Source organism: Haloferax sp. AB510 (assembly GCF_024136985.1).
In the GTDB taxonomy this organism is placed as follows: domain Archaea; phylum Halobacteriota; class Halobacteria; order Halobacteriales; family Haloferacaceae; genus Haloferax.
Window position 1 is genome coordinate 59,862 of the sequence record NZ_JAMYJY010000001.1, and the last position, 20,147, is coordinate 80,008.

Sequence of the window (20,147 nt, forward strand, 5' to 3'; positions counted from 1 at the left end):
GACCCTAATTATTCCGTGCGTAAGGTACGAGTGGACGGATTCCACGTCGGTGGGCACGGGCGCATCCGCGGTTTAGCATCCAGATAGTAAGACCGTCCACCCACCCACGACTACGCAATGGTCGAGCGGACGCATCTACGAGTCGCCGCGGCAGTCGCCCTCCTCGTCTGCACGGGTATCGTCGGAGCTGCGTACCTGAGCCGGCCGACCGCGGCGGTGACGGACGCGACCGGCGAGAGCGCACGGGTCGCGCCCGCGAACGGGACGACCGTCATCGCGACCGATTCGAACACGTGGCTCGGACGGGAAAGCGACGGGCCGCGAGCGAACGCCGAGCTCGTCGCCTTCGGAGCCGACGGTGAGCGGCGATACTACGACGATTCCCACACTCGCTACTGGGACGTCGACCCCGTCGAGGGGACGAACGCGACAGTCGAGTACCTCTACGCGGACCACCTGACCCCCGAGGAGTGCGGCGGCGAGAGCGTGTGCACGCGAAACGGTATCGAGCGCGTGAACCTCACCACCGGGAACGTCGAGGATATTTACAGTCGCGTGACCGTCGGGAAGCACTCGACGCGGTGGCACGACGGCGACAGGCTGAGCGATTCGACGTACGTCGTCGCCGATATCGCCGCTGACCGCGTGTTCGTCGTGAACACGACGACGGGCATCGTCGAGTGGTCATGGGACGCGCAGGCGGCGTTCGACCCCGCGACGACCGGCGGGCCGTATCCGTCCGATTGGACCCACCTCAACGACGTGGAGGTGCTCGAAAGCGGGCTCATTCAGGTCAGCCTCCGCAACCACGACAGAGTGGTGTACCTCGACCGCGAGACCGGTCTCGTCGAGAACCGGACGCTCGGAAACGGGTCTCACGACGTCCTCTACGAACAGCACAATCCCGATTACATCGAGAACCCGGACGGCGACGACGCCGTCCTCGTCGCCGACTCTGAGAACAACCGTCTCGTCGAATACCGCGACGACGACGGCGAGTGGGTTCGCTCGTGGGTCTGGCAGGACAAGCGACTCCAGTGGGCGCGCGACGCGGACAGACTCCCGAACGGGCACACGCTCGTGACTGACTCGAACGGCAACCGCGTGTTCGAACTGGACGAGACCGGCGAGGTCGTCTGGAGCGTCCCCGTCGCGTTCCCCTACGAGGCCGAGCGGCTCGGGACCGGCGACGAGAGCGCCGGCGGTCCGCCGGCACACGAACTCGACCTCCAGAACCAGACGGCCGGTGGCTCGCCGCTCGGAGACGGCGGCCCGTCTCAGTCGTCGGTACTCCCCGGACCGGTCGTGAACGCCGTCTACTACGTCCTCCCGCAGTGGATGGGCGTCACAGAGCTGCTGGTGTCCTGTCTCGCCCTCGCTGTCGGACTCGCGTGGGCCGCCGCCGAACTGCGGTGGCTCCCGTACCGCGTCTCGCTCACGAACCCCGTCTCGCTTCGAAAGCGAAAGTGAGAGCTACTCCATGAACTCAACGACCGACGACACGGCGAACGGTCTCGACCCCGCGGCACCGGGCCGCGCGAACGCGTTCACCAACGGCGTTCCCGGCCTCGGCCGCGAGAGCCACGCGTGGTTCGCACTCGCCCTCATCGCCGGACTCATCGTCTCGGTGACGTACGTGGTGACCCACGACTACCCGGCCTACGGGTCCGGGCTGTACCTCGAAATCGCCGAGCAGATTCGAGCCAACGGCTACGCGCTCCCGACGACAATACCGTACTACGACGGTGGAATTCCGTTCGCGTACCCACCGCTCCAGTTCTACGTGGTCGCGTTCCTGACCGACCTCGGCGCCTCGGGGACGACGCTCAGCCTCGTCCTCCCGACCGTCGTCACGGTTCTCTATCTCGTGCCGTACTACGGCATCGCGCTCGAACTCCTCCCGACGCCGCGGCAGGCGGGGGTCGCGACGGCGATTCTCGCGGTCACGCCGCCGGTTCTCCAGTGGCACCTCTCTGCCGGCGGTATCGTCCGCGCGTCCGCGTTCTTCCTGTCTCTCTGCGGGGTTTACGTCGGGGCGAGGCTGTTCCGACGCGGCACTCGGCGGCCGCTGTGGGTCGGCTCCGGTATCATCTGCTTCGGGCTGACCGTCCTCTCGCACCCGACGTACACCGTCTTCTTCGGCGTCAGTTGGCTCGTCCTCTACGCGATGCTCGACCGGACACTCCCCGGCCTCGTCAGCGGTGCCGCGGTGGCCCTCGGGGGACTCGTCCTCGCCGCACCATGGTGGGTCAACGTCGTCACCACTCACGGCATCGGGGCCTTCGCGGGCGCGGCGGGCAGTCACAGCGGTATCGCCGGCGGCATCGGTCGGCTCCTCGACCAGTTCGTCTATCCGCTGGACCCGACCGTCGTCACGGTGTTCTTCCTCGCGAGTTTCGCCGCCACAGCCGTGCTCGGCTCTCGGAAGAAGTTCACGCTACCGCTTTGGCTCTTCGTCTGCGCGTACGTCATCGGAAAGGAGCGCTTCCAGTTCGTCGCTGGCGCGATGATGATTTCGACAGTGCTGTTCGGCGTCGTCGTGCCGCGGCTGACCGACAGCGTTCGCGGGTCGCTCGACAACCGGCAGCTGATGGCCTCGTCGCTGGTCGTGGTTCTCGTCGTCGCGACGAGCCTCGGCGGGTTCTACGCCGCGAGCGGTCTTGGCGCGGCACACCACGGCAGTCCGAGTCTCCCATCGTTCATGGACGACGACGACCGGGAGGCCATGGAGTGGGCGAGGAACAACACCGATGCGAACGCGTCGTTCGTCGTGCTCTCGGACGCGGCCGAGTTGTTCCCGCACTACGCGAAGCGGACGATGCTCGTGGGGCCGTGGGGCGTCGAATGGAAGAGCCCCGACAGGTACTACGACCAGATTTCGGCGTTCAAAACGGCGAGCACCTGCGAGAACGCGACCTGCGTGACCGCGTCGATGGAGTCCGTCGGCGTCTCGCCCGACTACCTGTACGTCCCCCGCGGGACGTACACCGTCCGGGGGCTCGAAGAAGACGGGGCCGAGCGGCTTCGCGCCTCGCTCGCCGACAGTCCCCGGTATCGACGAGTCTACGGTAACGACGGGGTCGTGGTGTACGAAATCATGTCGGACCATACCGACGCCGACGCGAGCATTGATGCCAACGCCGACACTGGCATCGAGACCAATACCGACGCCTCGACGACCGAAGCCGCCGGTTTGTCAGACGCTAAGCGACGCTAACCGACATTATCCGACCGATAGTAAACATCCCTTGGACGGACAGTGGGGTATGTTCGCACCATCACGCATTCGCGGTTCGTACGGGACGCAGGTGACCGCGAAACTCGCCCTCAAAGCCGGTCGCGCCCTCGCCGGAATGGGTGACGAAATCGTCGTGGGTCACGACCCGAGCGACAGCGCTCGTCTCCTCGCGGATGCGGTCGCAACCGGCGTCTGCGAGTGCGGTGGCACCGTCCATCGACTCGGACCGGTTGCGAGCCCAACCGTCTCTCACGGCGTGAGGCAACTCGGCGGCGACGCCGGCGTGGCGGTGACGACCGTCAGCGACCCCGCCGAGGACACCGGGCTGAAACTGTTCGACGACGACGGCTCGCGCCTCTCGTGGGAGCGACAGAGTAGGGTCGTCCGCCGGGTCAACGGCTCGTCGGCCGAGGTCGCCCCGTGGGACGAAATCGGCGAGGAACGTCGCTGGGACGACGCCACGGCGCATCACCTCGACCATCTCTGCGAGGGACGAACTTCGGTTTCCGACACGCGCGTCGTGGTTGACGTCGGCGAGCGGGACGACGACATCATGGCCGAGGCGCTCGAACGCCTCGGCTGCGACGTCGAGCGCCTCGACGGAACCGCAGACGACTCGTTTCCGCGCCGTCGGGTCGCCGCGGGCGACGATGCGTGCGGGACGCTCCGCCGAGCGGTCGCGGCCTCGAACGCCGATATCGGTCTGGCTCACGACGCCGACGCGGACCGCCTCGTGGCCGTCGACGAGACCGGCGAGGTCGTCGGCGGAGACGCGCTGTTGGGGCTGTTCGCACGCGAGGCAGTCCGCGATGCGGACGGAGACGCCCGCGTCGCCGTGCCGCTGGAGGCGAGCCGTCGCATCGGAGAGGTCGTCTCCGACGCGGGCGGGAGCATCGTCCGGGTCGAGATGGACGGGATTCCGGGGTCCGGACCGGCTGCGGACGCGGACGTCGTCTTCGGCGGCGAGCCGACCGGCGTCTACCAGTGGCCGGCCGAGTCGCCCTGTCCGGACGCGACGCTCTCGGCGATTCGCCTCGCGCGGCTCGTCGACGAGGGAGACGCGCTCTCCGAGCAGGCGGGCGACGTGGCGGCGTACCCGCTGTTTTTCGACTCGTTCGCGGTCGACAACTGCGCCCGCGAGATGACGCGACTGGCGACCGAGTGCCAAGAACGCTTCGACGACGTTCGGACCGACGACGGAATCTTCGTCGAGCGCGACGACGCGTGGTTTGTCGTCAGGGCGAGCCGAACCGAGCGCGTGCTTCGCGCGACCGTCGAAGGAACGTCCCGAGACAGCGCGAAGCGGCTGTTCGACGCGGTGCGGGCGCTCGTGTCCGACGAGAAAACGACGCTCACCGCCTGACTGCGTCCACACCTGCACCCACACCCGAACCCAACATCCATACCCGCACTAATCCACACCCACACCCGAACCAACACCGCTCGTCGGTGACCGTTTCGGGTGGGCACAACACACATATCGGCTCGCTCCGAACCACGGCTCGAAGTCGTGGGACACGAAGATGGGAGCCCCGGCGGGTACGACGCTATCGAAACCGGCGACGAGTTGGTGAGCTGGTCACGGACGTACTGCCGCCACGCGGCGAGCCAATACGAGTTCGACGTGGACTTACATCGCGTCCAGTGGGAAGTGTCTACCCGCGCGAAGCGGCGGGCGGCGGCGGTGAAGACACCGAACGTTGACGACGCGGAGGTCGGGGAGCCGAGGCGGTGGACCGGCACGTCCTCGCAGTCGGTCGAACTCGACATCGCACCCAGGTGTACCATGTCGCTGTCGTGGCGGGCGTTCGAGTCGTTCGACCGCGGGGAGTGGACCGCGACGCTCCGACACGAACTGGTTCACGTCGAGCAGTTTCAGGCGTTCGGCGCGACCGACCACGGCCCGGCGTTCAAGCGCCGCGCCGAGGCGGTCGACGCGCCGGTCCGCGTCCGCCGGTTCGCGGAACCGAAGTACACCCTCACCTGCGAGGCCTGCGGCGCGGACGTCGCCTACCGCTACCGCGAGTGCAAACTGGTCCGCGAGTCGTCCGCCTATCGATCCGCCTGCTGTGAAGCGCCGCTCGACTGCCGGGAGCGGCAAGACTAGCGGGCGAAAACCACGTTCCGACCGCCCAACGACTACCGACTCGGCGGGTGCGCCCGTGCCTCCCGAATCGCCACGAATACGACGGCGAGAACGAACACGAGCGCCAGGAAGAACTCGACTCCGGGAACGGTTCCGGCGACGGCCCAGACGTACACGTCCTCCGCACCGAGGATGACGAACAGCGCGACGAGAATCGCCACGCCGGTTCGACCGATACCCAGTCTCATACGTCGGTCTTGCCACCGCGACAACATAAGCGTTGGAGACGACCGCCAGCCCGAGAGACACGTGGTATTGCCCGTCAACACAAATACTGCGCCACCGCAGAACGGCCCTCAGATTAGCTTTTCCGCTCAGCTCGAATCTGGGATGACAATGCAATCATTCACGTCTATTTCAAAAACATCCGGATAAGAAACTCCGATAAATAAGATATTGCGCTGAGCAATAATGTATTTTATCTGCAATTCTATTGTGGCAGTCGAGAATAGAAACAGGACACGGGACCCGGGGCGGGGTTTGACAGGGAACTAACTGTTACGCTGCGCTCGGATACCACCCGCGTCTCCGGTCCGCTCCGCGAGAGGGAGAGTATTTACCGCGCGAGCGTGACCGAAGCGCAGTACCGAACCATGCGACACGTCCCAGGAACCTTCTCGATAGCGGCGCGCGACCCCGAGGCGAACGTCTTCGGCACGGCGGTGACGACCGGAACCGTCGCCGTCGGCGCGACCTGCCCCTACGTGAGCGCCGGCGGCGCGGCGGTCACGCAGTCGTACACGAAGACCGAACACGGCCGCGACGCGGTCGCCGCGCGGAAGCCGGCGAGCGCATCGACGACGCCTTCGAAGCTCTCCTCGACGGCGACGACCACGCGCTCACCGACAGGTCCACGGCGTCGGCGCGGGCGAGGAGTTTGCCTTCACCGGCGGCGAGTGCGTCTCGTGGGCCGGCCACCGCGTCGGCGACGACTACACCGTCGCGGGCAACATGCTCGCCAGCGAGGCGGTCGTCGAGGCGACCGCCGAGGCCTACGAGTCCGCCGACGGCGACATGGCCGAGCGACTCGTCTCGGCGCTCGAAGCCGGCGAGGCGGCAGGCGGCGACGACCGCGGCGAGATGAGCGCCGCACTGCTCGTTCACGCGCCGACGCCGGAGTTCTACCACAACCTCCGGGTCGACCTCGCCGACGAACCGGTGTCCGACCTCCGGGACCTGCTCGCGGAGGCGCGGCGCGCGAAAGCCCAGATTCGACGGGAGACGGACGCACAGTTCGGCGACTACCCCGACGAAATTCTCGACTTCGGCGTCAAGTACTGATCCGGCTTCGCGTCAAATACTGAGAAGAGATCGCGCGGGCGGCGTCAGTCCGAGTCGGCCGGACTGGTCTCCGCGCGCTTCGACGGCGTGATAAAGGAGTCACGCTGGCTCATCTCCTCCTCGGAGAGGTGACAGGAGATGTAGTGGTCCGCGCCCCCAACCGCTTCGAGTTCTGGGAGCTCCTGCTCGCAGACGTCGCCGATTTTCTTCGGGCAGCGCGTCTGGAACGGACAGCCCGACGGCGGGTTGATGGGACTCGGGACGCTCCCCTCAAGCAAGATGCGGTCCGTCTCGCGGTCCGGGTTCGCGTGGGGGACCGCTGACAGGAGGCTCTCCGTGTAGGGGTGGAACGGCGGCGAGAACACCTGCTCGATGCTCCCGAACTCCGCGATCTTCCCGAGGTACATCACGGCCACGCGGTCGCAGATGTGCCGGATGACGCCGATGTTGTGCGAGATGAACAGGAACGAGATGTTCTCGTCTTCCTGAATCTCGTTCAGGAGGTTGAGAATCTGCGCCTGCACGCTCACGTCGAGCGCCGAGACGGGCTCGTCGCAGACGATGAGCTTCGGTTCGACCGCGAGCGCGTGCGCGATGGCGACGCGCTGTTGTTGGCCCCCGGAGAACTCGTGGGGGTACTTGCTCGCGGCGGCCCGCGAGAGGCCGACGCGTTCGAGCAGGCCGCCCACGCGTTCGCGCTTTTCCTCACCGGTGGCGATGCCGTGTTTCTCCATCGCGCGGCCGACGATTTGGCCGACGGTCTTCCGTGGGTTGAGCGAACTCTGGGGGTCCTGGAATATCATCTGCATCTCGCGGCGCAGACTCCGAATCTCCGAGGAGCCGAGTTCGTGGAGCGGCTGTCCCTCGAAATACACCTCGCCGTCGGTCGGTTCGAGGAGTCGGAGCGCGGTGCGAGCGACCGTGGACTTGCCACAGCCGGACTCGCCGACGAGCCCGACGGTCTCGCCGGGGTAGACGTCGAAGCTCACGTCGTCGACGGCCTTGACGTGTCGCCGCTCGACGGTCGGCAGGCCGCCGCCCTCCCACGAGAGGTGGACGTTGCCGAAGACGCCCTCGCCGGCGTTGAAGTACTTCTTCAGGTTCCGCACCTCGAACAGCGGCTGGCCGCTGCGGTCGATGTCGCGGCGGCCGGCCCCGGCTTCGGGGACCGTGCTCTCCGAGAGGTCGAGGTCGGCGGCGTGGAGACACGCCGCGCGCGACGAGTCGTCACCGACGGCGTCGAGCGCCGGGTCGCCGCCAGTCCGACACGCCTCGGTGGCGTGGGGACACCGCGGAGCGAAGTTACACCCGCTCGGAAGATTCCCGAGGTCGGGCATCGCACCGTCGAGCGTCGGCAGTTCGTCGTAGTCCGTATCGACCTCCGGGATGGAGTCGATGAGCGCGCGGGTGTAGGGGTGCCGCGGCCGGTCGAACAGGTCGCCGAGTTCGGCAGTCTCCACGAGGTTCCCGGCGTACATGACACCGACGTGGTCACACGTCTGGGCGACGACGCCGAGGTTGTGGGTGATCATCAGCACGGCCGTCCCCTCGCGCTCCTGCATCTCGTTGAGCAGGTCGAGAATCTTCGCCTGCGTCGTCACGTCGAGCGCCGTCGTCGGCTCGTCGGCGATGATGAGGTCCGGCTCGCAGGAGAAGCCGATGGCAACGAGGACGCGCTGGCGCATCCCCCCGGAGAACTCGTGGGGGTAGTCGTCGATGCGCTCTTCGGCGTCTGGGATGCCGACGTCGTCCATCGACTCGATGGCGAGGCGGCGCGCCTCCGACTTCGAGACATCCTGGTGGCGGCGAATCGTCTCCGTAATCTGCTCGCCGACGGTCATCACCGGGTTGAGCGACGACATCGGGTCCTGCGGAATCATCGCGATTCGGTTGCCGCGGATGTCGCGCATCTCGGCTTCCGTCTTCTGCAGGAGGTCTTCCCCGTTGAAGACGACCTGCCCGCCCGTGATTTCGCCGGGCGAGTCGATGAGGCGCATGAGCGAGCGGGCCGTCACGGACTTGCCCGCGCCCGACTCGCCGACGAGACCCATGGTCTCGCCGCGGTCGAGCGAGAACGACACCTCGTTGGAGGCGACGATGGGGCCGCCCTCGGTGCGGAACTCGGTTCTGAGTCCGCGCACGTCGAGCAGCGGGCCGTCGTCGGCCTCGGCGTCGGTTGCAGTGGTGGGAGCGCTCATTCTATCGCCTCCACTTTGGGGTCGAGCACGTCACGCAGTCCGTCGCCGAGCATGTTGAATCCGACGACGGCGATGCCGATAGCCAGCGCGGGGAACAGCAACATCCACGGCGCGGTCTCCATGAAGCCGCGACCGGTGTTAATCATCAGCCCCCACGACGGCCGCGGCGGCTGCGCGCCGAGGCCGAGGAACGACAGGCTCGCCTCCGCGAGGATGGCGAACGAGACGTTCAGCGATCCCTGCACCAGCATGGGAGCCATGCAGTTCGGGAACACCTCGCTGAAGACGATGCGCGAGTCGCTCTCGCCGCGGGCGACGGCGGCCTCGACGTACGCCTCGTTGCGTTCGGCCAGCGCCGCGCTCCGCGAGACGCGGGCGATGTACGGCGTGTAGACGAACGCCAGCGCGATAATGACGTTACTCAACTCCGGGCCGAGGACGACGAGCAGGGTGAGTGCGAGCAACACCGGTGGGAACGCCATCGCGGCGTCCATGACGCGCATCAGTATCTCGTCGGTTAACCCGCCGGCGTAGCCGGCGACGACGCCGACGACCGCCCCGACCGCGAGCGCGCCGGAGATAGCGCCGAAGCCGACGTACAGCGAGATACGGCTCCCCATGACGACGCGGCTGAAGATGTCGCGGCCGAGGTCGTCGGTGCCGAACGGGTGTTCGACCGACGGGGCCTGCGAGCGGTCTTCGATGTTCGTCGCGTCGATGGGATACGGCGCGATGACCGGCGCGAAGATGGCGACGAGCACGAGCAGAACCACGATGGAGAAGCCGAGCATCGCCTTCGTGTTACTCCGGAACTTCCGGACGAACCGGGCGATGCGGTCGCGCTGTGACTGCGTGATGGTGAACCGACCGCGTTCGGTCTCTTGTTCGGTCGCCATCAGTCGTCACCTCCGTAGCGGATGCGCGGGTCGAAGTACGCGTACAGCAGGTCTGCGGCGAAGTTCGAGAACATGTAGATGAGTGCGACCACGAGGATGCACCCCTGAATCAGGGGGATGTCGCGGCTCTGAATCGCGGTCAGCGTCAGCCGACCGATGCCGGGCCAGAAGAACACCTCTTCGAGCACGACGACCCCGCCGAACGCGTAGCTGAACTGGAACGCGATGACCGTGATGACGGGGATGATTGCGTTCTTGAGCGCGTGTCTGAGGACGATGACCCGTTGGCTCATCCCCTTCGCACGCGCGAGATTGATGTACTCCTCGCTGAGCACCTCCAGCATCGACGACCGGGTCATCCGCATGATGTAGGCGGTGAGCGCGAAGCCCATCGCCCCCGCGGGGAGGACGAGTCGCGTGAGCGACCCGACGAGGTCCTCGCTCGGGGAGACGTACCCCCCGGTCGGAAAGAGGTTCAGCCAGACGGCGAACACCAGGATGAACACCAATCCCCACAGGAAAATCGGCATCGAGATGCCGACGAAGGCGAACATCGAGGCGCTCACGTCGGGCGCTTCGTTCTGGTTGACGGCGGCGTAGACGCCGAGCGGGACCGACAACACGACGGCGACGAGCGTCGCGGCGACCGCGAGCATCATCGACCGGGGCAGGCGCTCGGCGATAAGCTGCGCCACGGGTTCACCGAACCGGAGCGATTCGCCCATGTTCCCCTGAAGGAGCCCGACGACCCAGTCGATGTACTGTACGTACAGCGGGCGGTTGAGTCCCAGTTGGGTTTGGAGCGCTTCGAGCGATTGTTCGGTCGCGTTGGGGCCCAAGATGAGCAGGGCCACGTCACCGGGCAGGATGTTGGTGACGGCGAAGGCGATGAGCGTGACGAAGAACAGCGTCACCGCCATGAACCCGACGCGCCGAAAGACGTAGTTGTACATCGACATTGTGTGGAATCTCTGTTAGCGGTCGAGCCAGTTGTCGCCGAACTGCAGCGTCGACCCGTCGGGTGCGCCGATGTCGCCTTTGTACTGCGAGGCGGCCCCGTAGAGACTCGGCTGCCACCACAGGAAGAGGTGGCCGGCGCGCTCCTCGTGGAGAATCTCCGTCGCCTGGTGGTAGAGGTCGGCGCGCTCCTGTTCGTCGTAGATGGTGCGCGCCTCCTCGACGAGCGCGTTGTAGTCCTCGTTCACCCAGTTGGTGAAGAAGAACGCCCCGTTGGGGTGCAGGAACTTGTAGAACGACACGTCGGGGTACCAGAGCGCGAGGTAGGAACTCGTCGTCGCCTGGAAGTCGCGGTTGGAGTAGACGTCGGAGAGCCACGTACTCCACGTGATCTGCTGGATTTCGAGGTTAATTCCGACCTCGGCGGCGTCGGCGGCGATGACCTCCGCGGCCTGCACCTGCGTCGGGTAGGACTGCGGAATCTTGAACGTCGCCGTGAAGCCGTCGGACATGCCGGCGGCGTCGAGGTGTTCCTGTGCCTTGTCGAGGTCACGTGGGCGCGGTTCGATGTCCGGGTTGACCCACGGACTGCCGGGCGTCGCCGGGGACGCGGTGGTCTGGCCGGTCCCGTAGAGGGCCGCCTCGGCGACCTTCTCCTTGTCGATGGTGTAGTCGAGCGCGAGGCGGGCGTCCTTGTTGTCGAACGGAGCCACGTCGCAGTTCAAGCCGAGGTAGACGAGCGATTTCGGGAACTGCTTCTCGAATCGAACGTCGGGGGCCTGCTCGACGCGGGAGACGTCCTTCGGCGCGATACCGTTGATGAAGTCGTACTCGCCGGCGAGGAACGACTGGAGGCGGACGCTCGGGTCCGGAACCTCGCTCTTGACGATGGTGTCGATGAACGGGCCGTCCTCGTCGGACGCGCCCCAGTAGTCCTCGTTTCGCGACATCGTGAACGAAGTCTCGATTTCGCGGCTCTCGAACACGTACGGGCCGGTCCCGATGGGTTCTTCGACCATGTCCTTCTCGGCGTTCTCGGCGGGCATGACCGACAGCTCCGCCGTCGCCATCTTCGCGAGGAACGGCGCGAAGGGTTCGGTGAGTTGGACTTCGAAGGTGTAGTCGTCGGGAGCGCGAAGCTCCTCGACGTAGTCGAAGAAGCCGGTGGCGAGGTAGTCGCCGTTCTGGACGCGCTCGTAGCTCGCCAGCACGTCCTCGGAGGTCATCTCCTTGCCGTTGTGGAAGGTGACGCCCTGCCGGAGGTTGAACGTCAGGAGCGTGTTGTCGTCGGACTGCTCCATCGACTCCGCGAGGTGCGGCTGGATAGAGTAGTCGTCCTGCAGCGCGACGACTTCCTCGTAGATGTTCTCCAGAACGCGCTTCGAGGCCGCCGAAGTGTCGATGTGCGGGTCGAGCCCCTGCACCGGCACCGCGCCGCCCCACTGGAGCGTGCCGCCCTGCTTCCCGCCGCTCGCGGCGGTCGTGTCGGTGTTTTCGGTGTCGCCGCCCTCGTCCGTGGAACCCGAATCTTCGGTCGTGCCGTCGTCCGAACCGCCGCCCGTACATCCGGCGAGCGCCACCGCGCCGGTCGTCGCCGCCGCCCCGAGGAAGGTACGGCGGTCGAACCGACTGCGACGCGTGCCGTCGCCGGTGCTGTCGGAGGAGTCGCTCCCCTTGCCATTCTCTTGCATACAGTCGCTCAAATCCGCTACTGTGTGATAAAAATTGTGGTTGTGTGGGTACAATCACCATATCGAGACGAGAGAGATGTAATAACAGATACCGTTCCGAGCGCCGAGCGCGAGTAAACTGTAGAATGACCAATTTCGTCTCGTCTCTATCCGGGATTGCTCCACAAATGTCAACCCACCTCTCGCAAACGACGGCCCACATCGGCGTCCCGCAGGTCACTCGTGGGCGACCGAACCGTCGCCGACGCGCGTCCTCGAACGACATGGTGGTGGGCAGAGTCGCAGAACCCACATCCAGCGCATCATGCCTGCTGATTTCGGGGAGTTCGCGGCCGCCCGGTACTGTCACGCATGTGATTCAATTCCAAACAGTAAAATAGGGTTAGTCACGAATCCGGGAACCATGCGAGTCAATCAGCAGCGACTCCGCAGCGACATCGAGTCGAACGCGGAGTTCGGGGCCGTCCCGACGGACGAGGGACGGGGGCGGACGGTCCTGAGCGGCAGCGAGGCGGACCGGCGGGCGAGAGAGTTCTTCTGCGAGCGCCTCCGGGACGCCGGTCTCTCTATCACCATCGACGAAGTCGGCAACATCGTCGGTCGGTGGGAGCCAGAGAGCGCGGACCCCGACGCGGCACCCGTCGCCACGGGAAGTCACCTCGATTCGGTCCCCGAGGGCGGCATTTTCGACGGTCCGCTCGGCGTCTACGCGGGGTTGGAGAGCGTCCGCGCGATGCAGGACGCCGGAATCGAACCCGTCCGACCCGTCGAGGTCGTCAACTTCACCGAGGAGGAAGGCCAGCGGTTCGGCGGCGGCCTCATCGGGTCGGCGGTCGCCGTCGGCGAGTTGGGCGTCGAAGAGGCCCTCGACATCGAGGACGCCGACGGGATTCCGCTCGGCGACGCCCTCGCTGACATCGGCTACCGGGGCGAAGGGCGCGTCGACGCCGCCGACTGGGACGCGTGGATAGAACTTCACATCGAGCAGTCCGAGCGCCTCGAAGACGCCGCGGTCCCCGCCGGCGTCGTCACGAGCATCGTCGGCCTCTCGCGCTGTGCCGTCGAAATCACGGGTGAGGCCGACCACGCCGGGTCGACGCTCATGGACGACCGGTCGGACGCGCTCGCCGCCGCCAGCGAGTTCGTCCTCGACGTGGAACGCGCGACGAACGAACGCAACGAGGTCTCGGAGACCGCGGTCGGAACCGTCGGCAAACTCGAAGTCTCGCCGAACGCGCCCAACGTCATCGCCGGGAAGGTCGACCTGACCGTGGACATCCGCGACGTGGAGTACGACTCCATCGAGTACGTCATCGACGAGGCGGAGGCGAGCCTCGACCGCATCGAGGCCGAACGCCCGGTCGAGGCCGCGCTCTCGCACCCGTGGGACCGCAAGCCCGTCGAGATGAGCGAGCGCTGCCGCGCCGCGCTCCACGACGCCGGGATCGACGCCGACCTCGAAACCCTCGACCTCCACTCCGGGGCCGGTCACGACACCATGCACGTCGCGGCCGTCACCGACGCCGCGCTGCTCTTTGCCCCCTCCCGCGACGGCATCTCGCACAACCCCCGCGAGTGGACCGACTGGGAGGACTGCGCCGACGCGACCCGCGTGCTCGCCGGCGCGCTCGCCGACCTCGCGACCGAGTGACGAGACCGCCCGCTCGACGACTCCGTTTTCGACTCTGTTCTCGACGCCGGTTTCGATTCCGTCCCCCGAAGCCCGCGCTGTCGGCACGCTCGAACCGACTGCGACCAGTATCTCCGCGCCGACCGCGTAGTCGAAACGCCCGCTAGAGTGAATCGGGAATCGCCGGTTAGAGACGCCAGTTCCCGTCTCTGGTCGCGATTAGACGCGACACGCACCGCTCGAAACACCGCGATGTTTGTACAATGAGAACGCGAGACCTTAACAGGCGTATTCGACTGTTTCAGCGTCTGTTCAGCGGATGTACGTAGTTGAAATCCCTCAAACAACGCCACTTTGCGGCAATATATGCGAATGCCCCGACGATACGGAAGTGGACGTTCGTCAAATACAAACACCTATGCCGCGGGGGCTTCGAACTGGACTATGGCAGACGAACACACGACCGGTTCGCCGCGGACGCTGAAGACGGTGTCTCGTGCGTTCGATGTCGTTCGGGCGCTCGAGGAGTTGGACGGCGCGCGAGTGACGGAGTTAGCAAACCATCTGGACCTCTCGAAGAGCGTCGTCTACAACTACCTGAGCACGCTTCGAGCCGAGAAGTTCGTCGTGAAGGAAGAAGACACCTACCGGCTGTCCCTGCAGTTTCTCCTCGTGGGCGAGTACGTCCGGTACCAGAACATCCTCTACCGCATCGGCAAGCCCGAAATCGAGGAACTCGCGGAGAAGACCGGCGAGTACGCGCATCTGGCGACCGAGCAGCATGGGCTGGGCGTCAACCTCTACAAGGTGAGCGGCGAGAAGGCCGTCGGGAGCGACTACCAGGTGAACAAACTCCAGCGCGCCGACTACCTCCACTTCTCGGCGACGGGAAAAGCGATTCTCGCGCACCTCCCGAAAGAGCGCGTCGAGTGGATTATCGACCAGTACGGCCTGCCGGGCAAGACCGAGGCGACCATCACGACCCGCGAGGAACTCTTCGAGGAGTTGGAGTCGATTCGCGACCGGGGTTACTCCCTCAACGACGAAGAGGAGATAAAGGGCCTGCAGGCCATCGGCGCGCCGGTGACGAACCGCCACGGGCGCGTCCTCGGCTCAATCAGCGTCTCCGGCCCCGTCCGCCGGATGAAACAGCCGGAGTACCACGAACAGCTCATCGAGAGCGTCGTCAACACCGCCAACGTCATCGAGGTCAACGTCAACATGGAGGAGTCCGACGACGACTTCCCGACGTTCAGTTAGTCGGGCCGCGTCACACCCAACGCCTCCGCGACGGTATCGTCCTCCCGTCGCCGACTGCCCGGCACGGTTCACAAACGGAGAACCGACGTCTCAGCCGAGTCGCGGCCGGGTCAGCGGCTACCGACGATACCGGCGCGGCGGCCCGAACGGCTTCTCTATCCTCGAATCTCGGCGTCGCCGCCGGCAACGCCGCACTCGGCTCGTCGATGTCGTCCGTCGGCCGAGAGTGACGGTTTCGAACGTCGGACGGTCAACGCGCCCCGAAAAGTTGCGAGAACGGAACATCGAAGAAGCGACACAGGAAAACGAATATCCGGTCGTATTGACCATATAAGAACACGAACCAGGAATCGGTGTGAGAAGATTCAATGATACGCCACATTCAAGCAAGTCTCCAAAGATTTCTGTGGAAATCGAGAGGCCGCACCGGCGGGGCGGGCGACGGCCACCACCCGTTGGACGATGGCTCGACATCCATGACACAATTAAGAGTGTAATGAAAATACGCACGCCGACGCGGTTTGGCTGTCGTGCGCGGACGGCCGAACCGGACCGAGCACGGTGTTCTGACCAACAGAGAAATGTATCTGTTTAGCAATAATACGAGCTATCAAACAGAGCTTCGAGAGTGGTCAGGATTCGCCAGATAATCAAAGAGCGACTGAGGTTCGGTGGAAACCGATTCAGACGCCTCTATCCACCCTAACAATTTACAATTTGTAGAAATTGTAAAAATTGTATAATTTTCAGATTTGACAGTTGTGCTCAGGCAGTCGGGGGAGTACCAACAGAAATGTTTTATATACACAAGAATACATTGGGAAGCCAACGCGGTCCGGGGTGAGTTTGCCTCACGTCGGACCGTCAGGGTTAGCGGGACCGTCGGCGTCGTCGGCATCAGGCTCAGGCTCAAGGGGCCGCCGTACCACCAGCACCGGACCGACTGTCTGCTCGGCGACTCGCTCGGAGGTCTCGCCGAACAGTCGGCCGCGGAGCGTGGGTTTCTCCTCGCCCATCACGACCACGTCGTGGTCATCCGCGCCCTCGATAAGCGCCTGGATCGGGTTCTGTGCGACGACGACGACGCGCGAGACATGCTCGCGGTTGACGCCGAGAACGGCCAGGTCGTTCGCGACCTCGCCGAGGAGGGCTTCGCCGTCCGGAACCGCGCCGTCGTCCTGGACGGCTTGGAACAGGGTGAGGTCGACGTCTCCGCGTTTTCCGACGGCCGCGGCGACTTTGGTAATCGTGTCGAGGTTGATAGCCTCCTTTATCGGAACGATGATGCGGTCGATGGTCGGAGCGGGGTTCGAGAGCAACACCGCGTCGCACTCCGCCTCCGTGGCGATGCGCTCTGTCGTCTGGTCCAGGTCGTGAGTGAACACGAGCCGCGTCTCGACAGTCGCACCGGCGGATTCGAATACCGAGACGAGTTCGTCGAGTTCCTCGCGAGCCTTCGGCTCGAACTGCTCTCTGGCCTGTTCGGGGGCCGTCTGCTCGGGTATCTCGTGGTACGCGAGCAGGACGACCGTCGTCTCCGAGAGGAGGTGAACCAGTTGGTCGGGAATCACCTGCCCCTCCAGCACCGCGACGGGGACGAGCACGCGAACGTCGGGGGAGTCACGCATCGGTGCTCACCCCCTTCAGGCGCACGTCGCGGGCGTAGGCGAAGTACCACACCAGCGCGGCGAGCGCGACGACGACGCCCACCGCCTGCGAGAGCGGTTGCATGAACGCGACGAGGCTGAAACTCGCGAGCGCCCCGAGGACCGGGACGACGGGGTAACCGGGGACGCGGAACGACGGGTCGTACCACGCGGGGTTCGATCGACGGAGGGCGACGAGCGCCACACAGATCAGCCCGTAGGTGACGAGGTGCAGGAACGACGCGACCTCGGCGAGCACCTCCGTCCGGCCGACGGTGACGAGGACGACCGTCGGTCCGCCGACCAGCGCGAGCGCGATGTGGGGCGTCCCGTACCGGAGGTTGATTCGCGCGAGTTGCGGCGGGACCAGCGCGTCGCGGCTGAGCGCGTAGAGGGCGCGCGACGAGCTGAGAATCGAGGCGTTCGCGCTCGATACCGTCGCCAAAAGCCCGGCGAGGAGGATGGCGACCGCGCCGGGGAACCCGAGATACGAGCGGGCGACCTCGACGATGGCCGTCTCGCCGAAGGCGGCGAGTCTGGCGCTCCCGAACGCGCCGGTCGAGACGAGGATGGTCACGACGTACAGCACCCCGACGACGACCACGGACCCGACCATCGCCAGCGGGAGGTTCCGGCCGGGCTTCGTTATCTCGCCCGCGACCGTCGCCACCTGCGCGAATCCGAGGTACGAGGTGAACACGAGCGCCGCCGTGGTGAAGATGCTGAGCGTCCCGTAGGGCATGAACCTCTCGGGGACGGTCTGGCGGCCGAACAACCCGAGCGTGTCGAGCGAGCCGTAGACGAGGAACACGAGGAGGATGCCGAGGAGCAGGCTCACGATACCGTTCTGGAGCTTCGTCGCGTTCTCGGTCCCGAACATGCTGAGGGCTGTCAGGACGACCCCGAAGCTGACGCCGAGCACTGCCACGAGCAGTTGGGAGTCGGAAATCATCGACATCATCCCCAGCTCCGCCAGCACGGCGATAGCGTACTGTGCGAAGCCGACGAGGTAGAACGCCGAGGCGAAGACGAGTCCCAGCCAGAGACCGATACCGACGACCGCGCCGAACGCTGAGCCCATCCCGCGGGAGATGAAGTAGTACGCGCCGCCGCTTTTCGGCATCGCCGTGGCCAACTCGGAGGTCGGGAGCGCGACCAACAGCGCGATGACCGCCCCGAGCGCGAACGAGAGCGCGGCCGCGGGACCCGCCTGCCCGGCGGCGAGGCCGGGAAAGACGAAGATACCCGCGCCGACCATCGTCCCGATACCGATTGCCAACCCGCCGCGAAGACCGATCGTTCGCTCCAACTCGGTCCCGCTTTCGAGGACCGTCACCTCGTCGGCCGCGGCCCCGACGTCGACCGCCGGGTCCGCGTCACCGACCCCCGGCCCGTCGTCGGGCGGGTCCGCCCCAAGTACCGAACCGCCGTCGTTTCCATCGGACATTGTGGGTTCCTGTTATCACGGCTCCCCAATATATCTAATACCCGTCATATATAGGGTGGTCGGGTCGGCCGGTGGGTGCAACGCCACCGCCGACGCGTCGTCGCCCGCGACGAGAGAAAGTGTTAATCCGTCCGCGGCACGCCCTGCATGCAGAACGATGGCGCACGGAACGCGACGCGGCGGCCGGTTCGAGCGGGGTGAGCCGCGGTGAACTGGTCGCGAAAGTCACTCGACGAACTCGAAGCGTTCTACTGGGAGACGATAGCGCCCGCGATGGACCGCGACGGGATGGACCCGACGCGGGACGTGCCGACCTACGCGTGGCTGACCGAACGCGGCTGGTCGGGCATCGCCTACGCGCTCCGCGAGAAACACGACCTCACGCCGCGGGAGTTCTTCGTCGGCGTCGTCGGCCTCGGCGACGAGGACGCCGACGAGGGCTACGACTGGGGCATCGACGACGACCGGACCGTCGAGGCGTTCGAGTCCTACCTCGACATGCTCGAATCGCGGCGCGGCCTCGCGGACTCGACACTGCCGACCCGCCGGACGCACCTCGCGCGGTTCGCCCGAGTCTACCGGGACCGCCACGAGTCGGCCGACCTGCTCTCACGACTTGACGACCGCGACGCCGAACCCGACGAGATAGACCGCTGTCTCGCGGTCCTCGACGAGTTCGACGCCGAACTCGCCACCGACGGGACGAAGCTCAAATACCTCCAGACGGTCCGGTCGTTCTACGAGTACCTCGTGGACTTCCGGCGCGCGCGGTACAATCCCGTCGAGAACGCGGCGAAGCAGTTCCGCTGGGAGCAGGGGCAACCCGACAACCGCACGATGACCGCGGACCAAGTGAGCGACGTGTACGCCGTCGCCGACGACCTCGAAGACCGGCTTCTCGTCCTCGGTCTCGCCGGGTGGGGGCTCCGCCCGAACGAACTCGCGTCGCTCCGCGCGTCGCAACTCGTTCTCTCCGGCGACGACCCCCACATCGCGTTCGAAGCGCGGAAGAACGGCCCGGGGACCGTCGCGCTCCTCTACGGCGTCGACGCCGTCGCCGCCCGAATCGACGCGCTCGCCGAGGACGACGACTGGAACGGCGCGCTGTTCCCCTCCTCGCGGGCCGCCTCGGGGCACATCGCCCGCGAGACGGTCAACCGGCGGTTCAAGCGCCTCGCCGACGAGGCGGGCGTGACCGTCGACGGCGAGGTCCCGACCGCGAAGCTCTGTCGGCGCTTCTGGTACACAGCCTATCAGGCGGCGGTCGACGAGATGCTCGCACAGTTAGAGGGCGTCGCCGCCGACCAGGGGTCGAAGAGCGCCGACATCGTCATGTCGAACTACCTCTCTGAGGAGCGCCGGCGGTCCTTCCGCCGGCAGGCGATGCGCGAGACGCTGGCCGACGTGTTCGAATCTACCGACGAGTCCGTGACCGTCGAAGAGCACGTGCTGCAGTAGCTGTTAGGCTTGTCACGGGTCTCTGCGTAAGGCACGAGGTGGAGTGGTGGCCGCCATAAATTGTATATCGCGATATGCAACTAGCCGTGGCGAGACGTCCACAGTTTCGGATCGCGAACTTGAACGCCCGCTCTTCTTCGCCCTGCATCCCACTGACCGGCGAAGCCCCAGACGGAGTCGGGACGAGCGAGTCGAGTCGGGAAGCCACGGATGAGGTGGTCGAGGAGATCACCACACTTGACGGCAGCGCGTGTCCACACTGCGGGCTCGCTGCCCGAGAGCGGCCCGCCGATGTGTCC

At 65.9% G+C, this 20,147-nt stretch carries 14 protein-coding genes and 1 pseudogene; 8 read left to right on the plus strand and 7 right to left on the minus strand.

All coding sequences use genetic code 11. The annotated features are described in order from the left end of the window. Nucleotides 1–117: 117 nt before the first annotated feature. The 4 genes from NKF06_RS00280 (at nucleotide 118) to NKF06_RS00295 (ending at nucleotide 5,345) form a co-directional block, all read left to right on the plus strand. Nucleotides 118–1,470 carry an aryl-sulfate sulfotransferase gene (locus tag NKF06_RS00280; protein WP_253244132.1) on the plus strand — a complete coding sequence of 451 codons (1,353 nt, stop codon included), beginning with the start codon at nucleotides 118–120 and terminating at the stop codon, nucleotides 1,468–1,470. Nucleotides 1,471–1,480: 10 nt separating this feature from the next. Continuing rightward, nucleotides 1,481–3,217 (plus strand): hypothetical protein, encoded by a 1,737-nt coding sequence (locus tag NKF06_RS00285; RefSeq protein WP_253244133.1) that lies wholly within the window; start codon nucleotides 1,481–1,483, stop codon nucleotides 3,215–3,217. A gap of 49 nt (nucleotides 3,218–3,266) precedes the next feature. After that, nucleotides 3,267–4,601: a phosphoglucosamine mutase gene (locus NKF06_RS00290; protein ID WP_253244134.1), complete on the plus strand. Its 1,335-nt coding sequence runs from the start codon at nucleotides 3,267–3,269 to the stop codon at nucleotides 4,599–4,601. A gap of 147 nt (nucleotides 4,602–4,748) precedes the next feature. After that, complete coding sequence (locus NKF06_RS00295; RefSeq protein ID WP_253244135.1) at nucleotides 4,749–5,345, plus strand: SprT-like domain-containing protein; 597 nt, start codon at nucleotides 4,749–4,751, stop codon at nucleotides 5,343–5,345. Nucleotides 5,346–5,377: 32 nt separating this feature from the next. Here the strand turns inward: NKF06_RS00295 and NKF06_RS00300 are convergent, their stop codons facing one another. Beyond that, complete coding sequence (locus NKF06_RS00300) at nucleotides 5,378–5,572, minus strand: hypothetical protein (protein ID WP_253244136.1); 195 nt, start codon at nucleotides 5,570–5,572, stop codon at nucleotides 5,378–5,380. Between the two features lie 405 nt (nucleotides 5,573–5,977). Between NKF06_RS00300 and NKF06_RS21105 the strand changes: the two are divergent. After that, a pseudogene (locus tag NKF06_RS21105) lies at nucleotides 5,978–6,665 on the plus strand (DUF1028 domain-containing protein). 44 nt (nucleotides 6,666–6,709) lie between these two features. Here NKF06_RS21105 and NKF06_RS00315 read toward each other — a convergent pair. From NKF06_RS00315 to NKF06_RS00330, 4 genes are read right to left on the minus strand one after another with little or no spacing between them, the layout of a single operon-like run. Further along, the gene (locus tag NKF06_RS00315) at nucleotides 6,710–8,863 is read right to left on the minus strand and encodes an ABC transporter ATP-binding protein (protein WP_253244137.1); all 2,154 of its coding nucleotides are present in this window, start codon (nucleotides 8,861–8,863) and stop codon (nucleotides 6,710–6,712) included. Further along, entirely contained in the window at nucleotides 8,860–9,759 is a 900-nt protein-coding gene (locus tag NKF06_RS00320) for an ABC transporter permease (RefSeq protein ID WP_253244138.1), read from the minus strand. Before NKF06_RS00320 ends, NKF06_RS00315 begins: the two co-directional genes overlap by 4 nt. Further along, nucleotides 9,759–10,718 (minus strand): ABC transporter permease, encoded by a 960-nt coding sequence (locus NKF06_RS00325; protein ID WP_004977946.1) that lies wholly within the window; start codon nucleotides 10,716–10,718, stop codon nucleotides 9,759–9,761. The genes NKF06_RS00320 and NKF06_RS00325 overlap by 1 nt, the downstream gene beginning before the upstream one ends. Before the next feature lie 15 nt (nucleotides 10,719–10,733). Next, on the minus strand, nucleotides 10,734–12,407 hold the full coding sequence (locus tag NKF06_RS00330) for an ABC transporter substrate-binding protein (RefSeq protein WP_058826490.1): 1,674 nt from the start codon (nucleotides 12,405–12,407) through the stop codon (nucleotides 10,734–10,736). Between the two features lie 403 nt (nucleotides 12,408–12,810). On the opposite strand from NKF06_RS00330, the gene NKF06_RS00335 reads away from it, so the two are divergent. Further along, complete coding sequence (locus NKF06_RS00335) at nucleotides 12,811–14,058, plus strand: Zn-dependent hydrolase (RefSeq protein ID WP_253244139.1); 1,248 nt, start codon at nucleotides 12,811–12,813, stop codon at nucleotides 14,056–14,058. A gap of 423 nt (nucleotides 14,059–14,481) precedes the next feature. Next, nucleotides 14,482–15,297 carry an IclR family transcriptional regulator gene (locus tag NKF06_RS00340; RefSeq protein WP_253244140.1) on the plus strand — a complete coding sequence of 272 codons (816 nt, stop codon included), beginning with the start codon at nucleotides 14,482–14,484 and terminating at the stop codon, nucleotides 15,295–15,297. An 851-nt stretch (nucleotides 15,298–16,148) separates the two neighbouring features. Here NKF06_RS00340 and NKF06_RS00345 read toward each other — a convergent pair. After that, nucleotides 16,149–16,925 (minus strand): universal stress protein, encoded by a 777-nt coding sequence (locus tag NKF06_RS00345; RefSeq protein WP_058826488.1) that lies wholly within the window; start codon nucleotides 16,923–16,925, stop codon nucleotides 16,149–16,151. Beyond that, nucleotides 16,918–18,390 (minus strand): APC family permease, encoded by a 1,473-nt coding sequence (locus NKF06_RS00350; RefSeq protein ID WP_253244141.1) that lies wholly within the window; start codon nucleotides 18,388–18,390, stop codon nucleotides 16,918–16,920. The genes NKF06_RS00345 and NKF06_RS00350 overlap by 8 nt, the downstream gene beginning before the upstream one ends. Nucleotides 18,391–18,597: 207 nt before the next feature. On the opposite strand from NKF06_RS00350, the gene NKF06_RS00355 reads away from it, so the two are divergent. Further along, entirely contained in the window at nucleotides 18,598–19,848 is a 1,251-nt protein-coding gene (locus NKF06_RS00355; RefSeq protein WP_253244142.1) for a tyrosine-type recombinase/integrase, read from the plus strand. Nucleotides 19,849–20,147 lie beyond the last annotated feature (299 nt).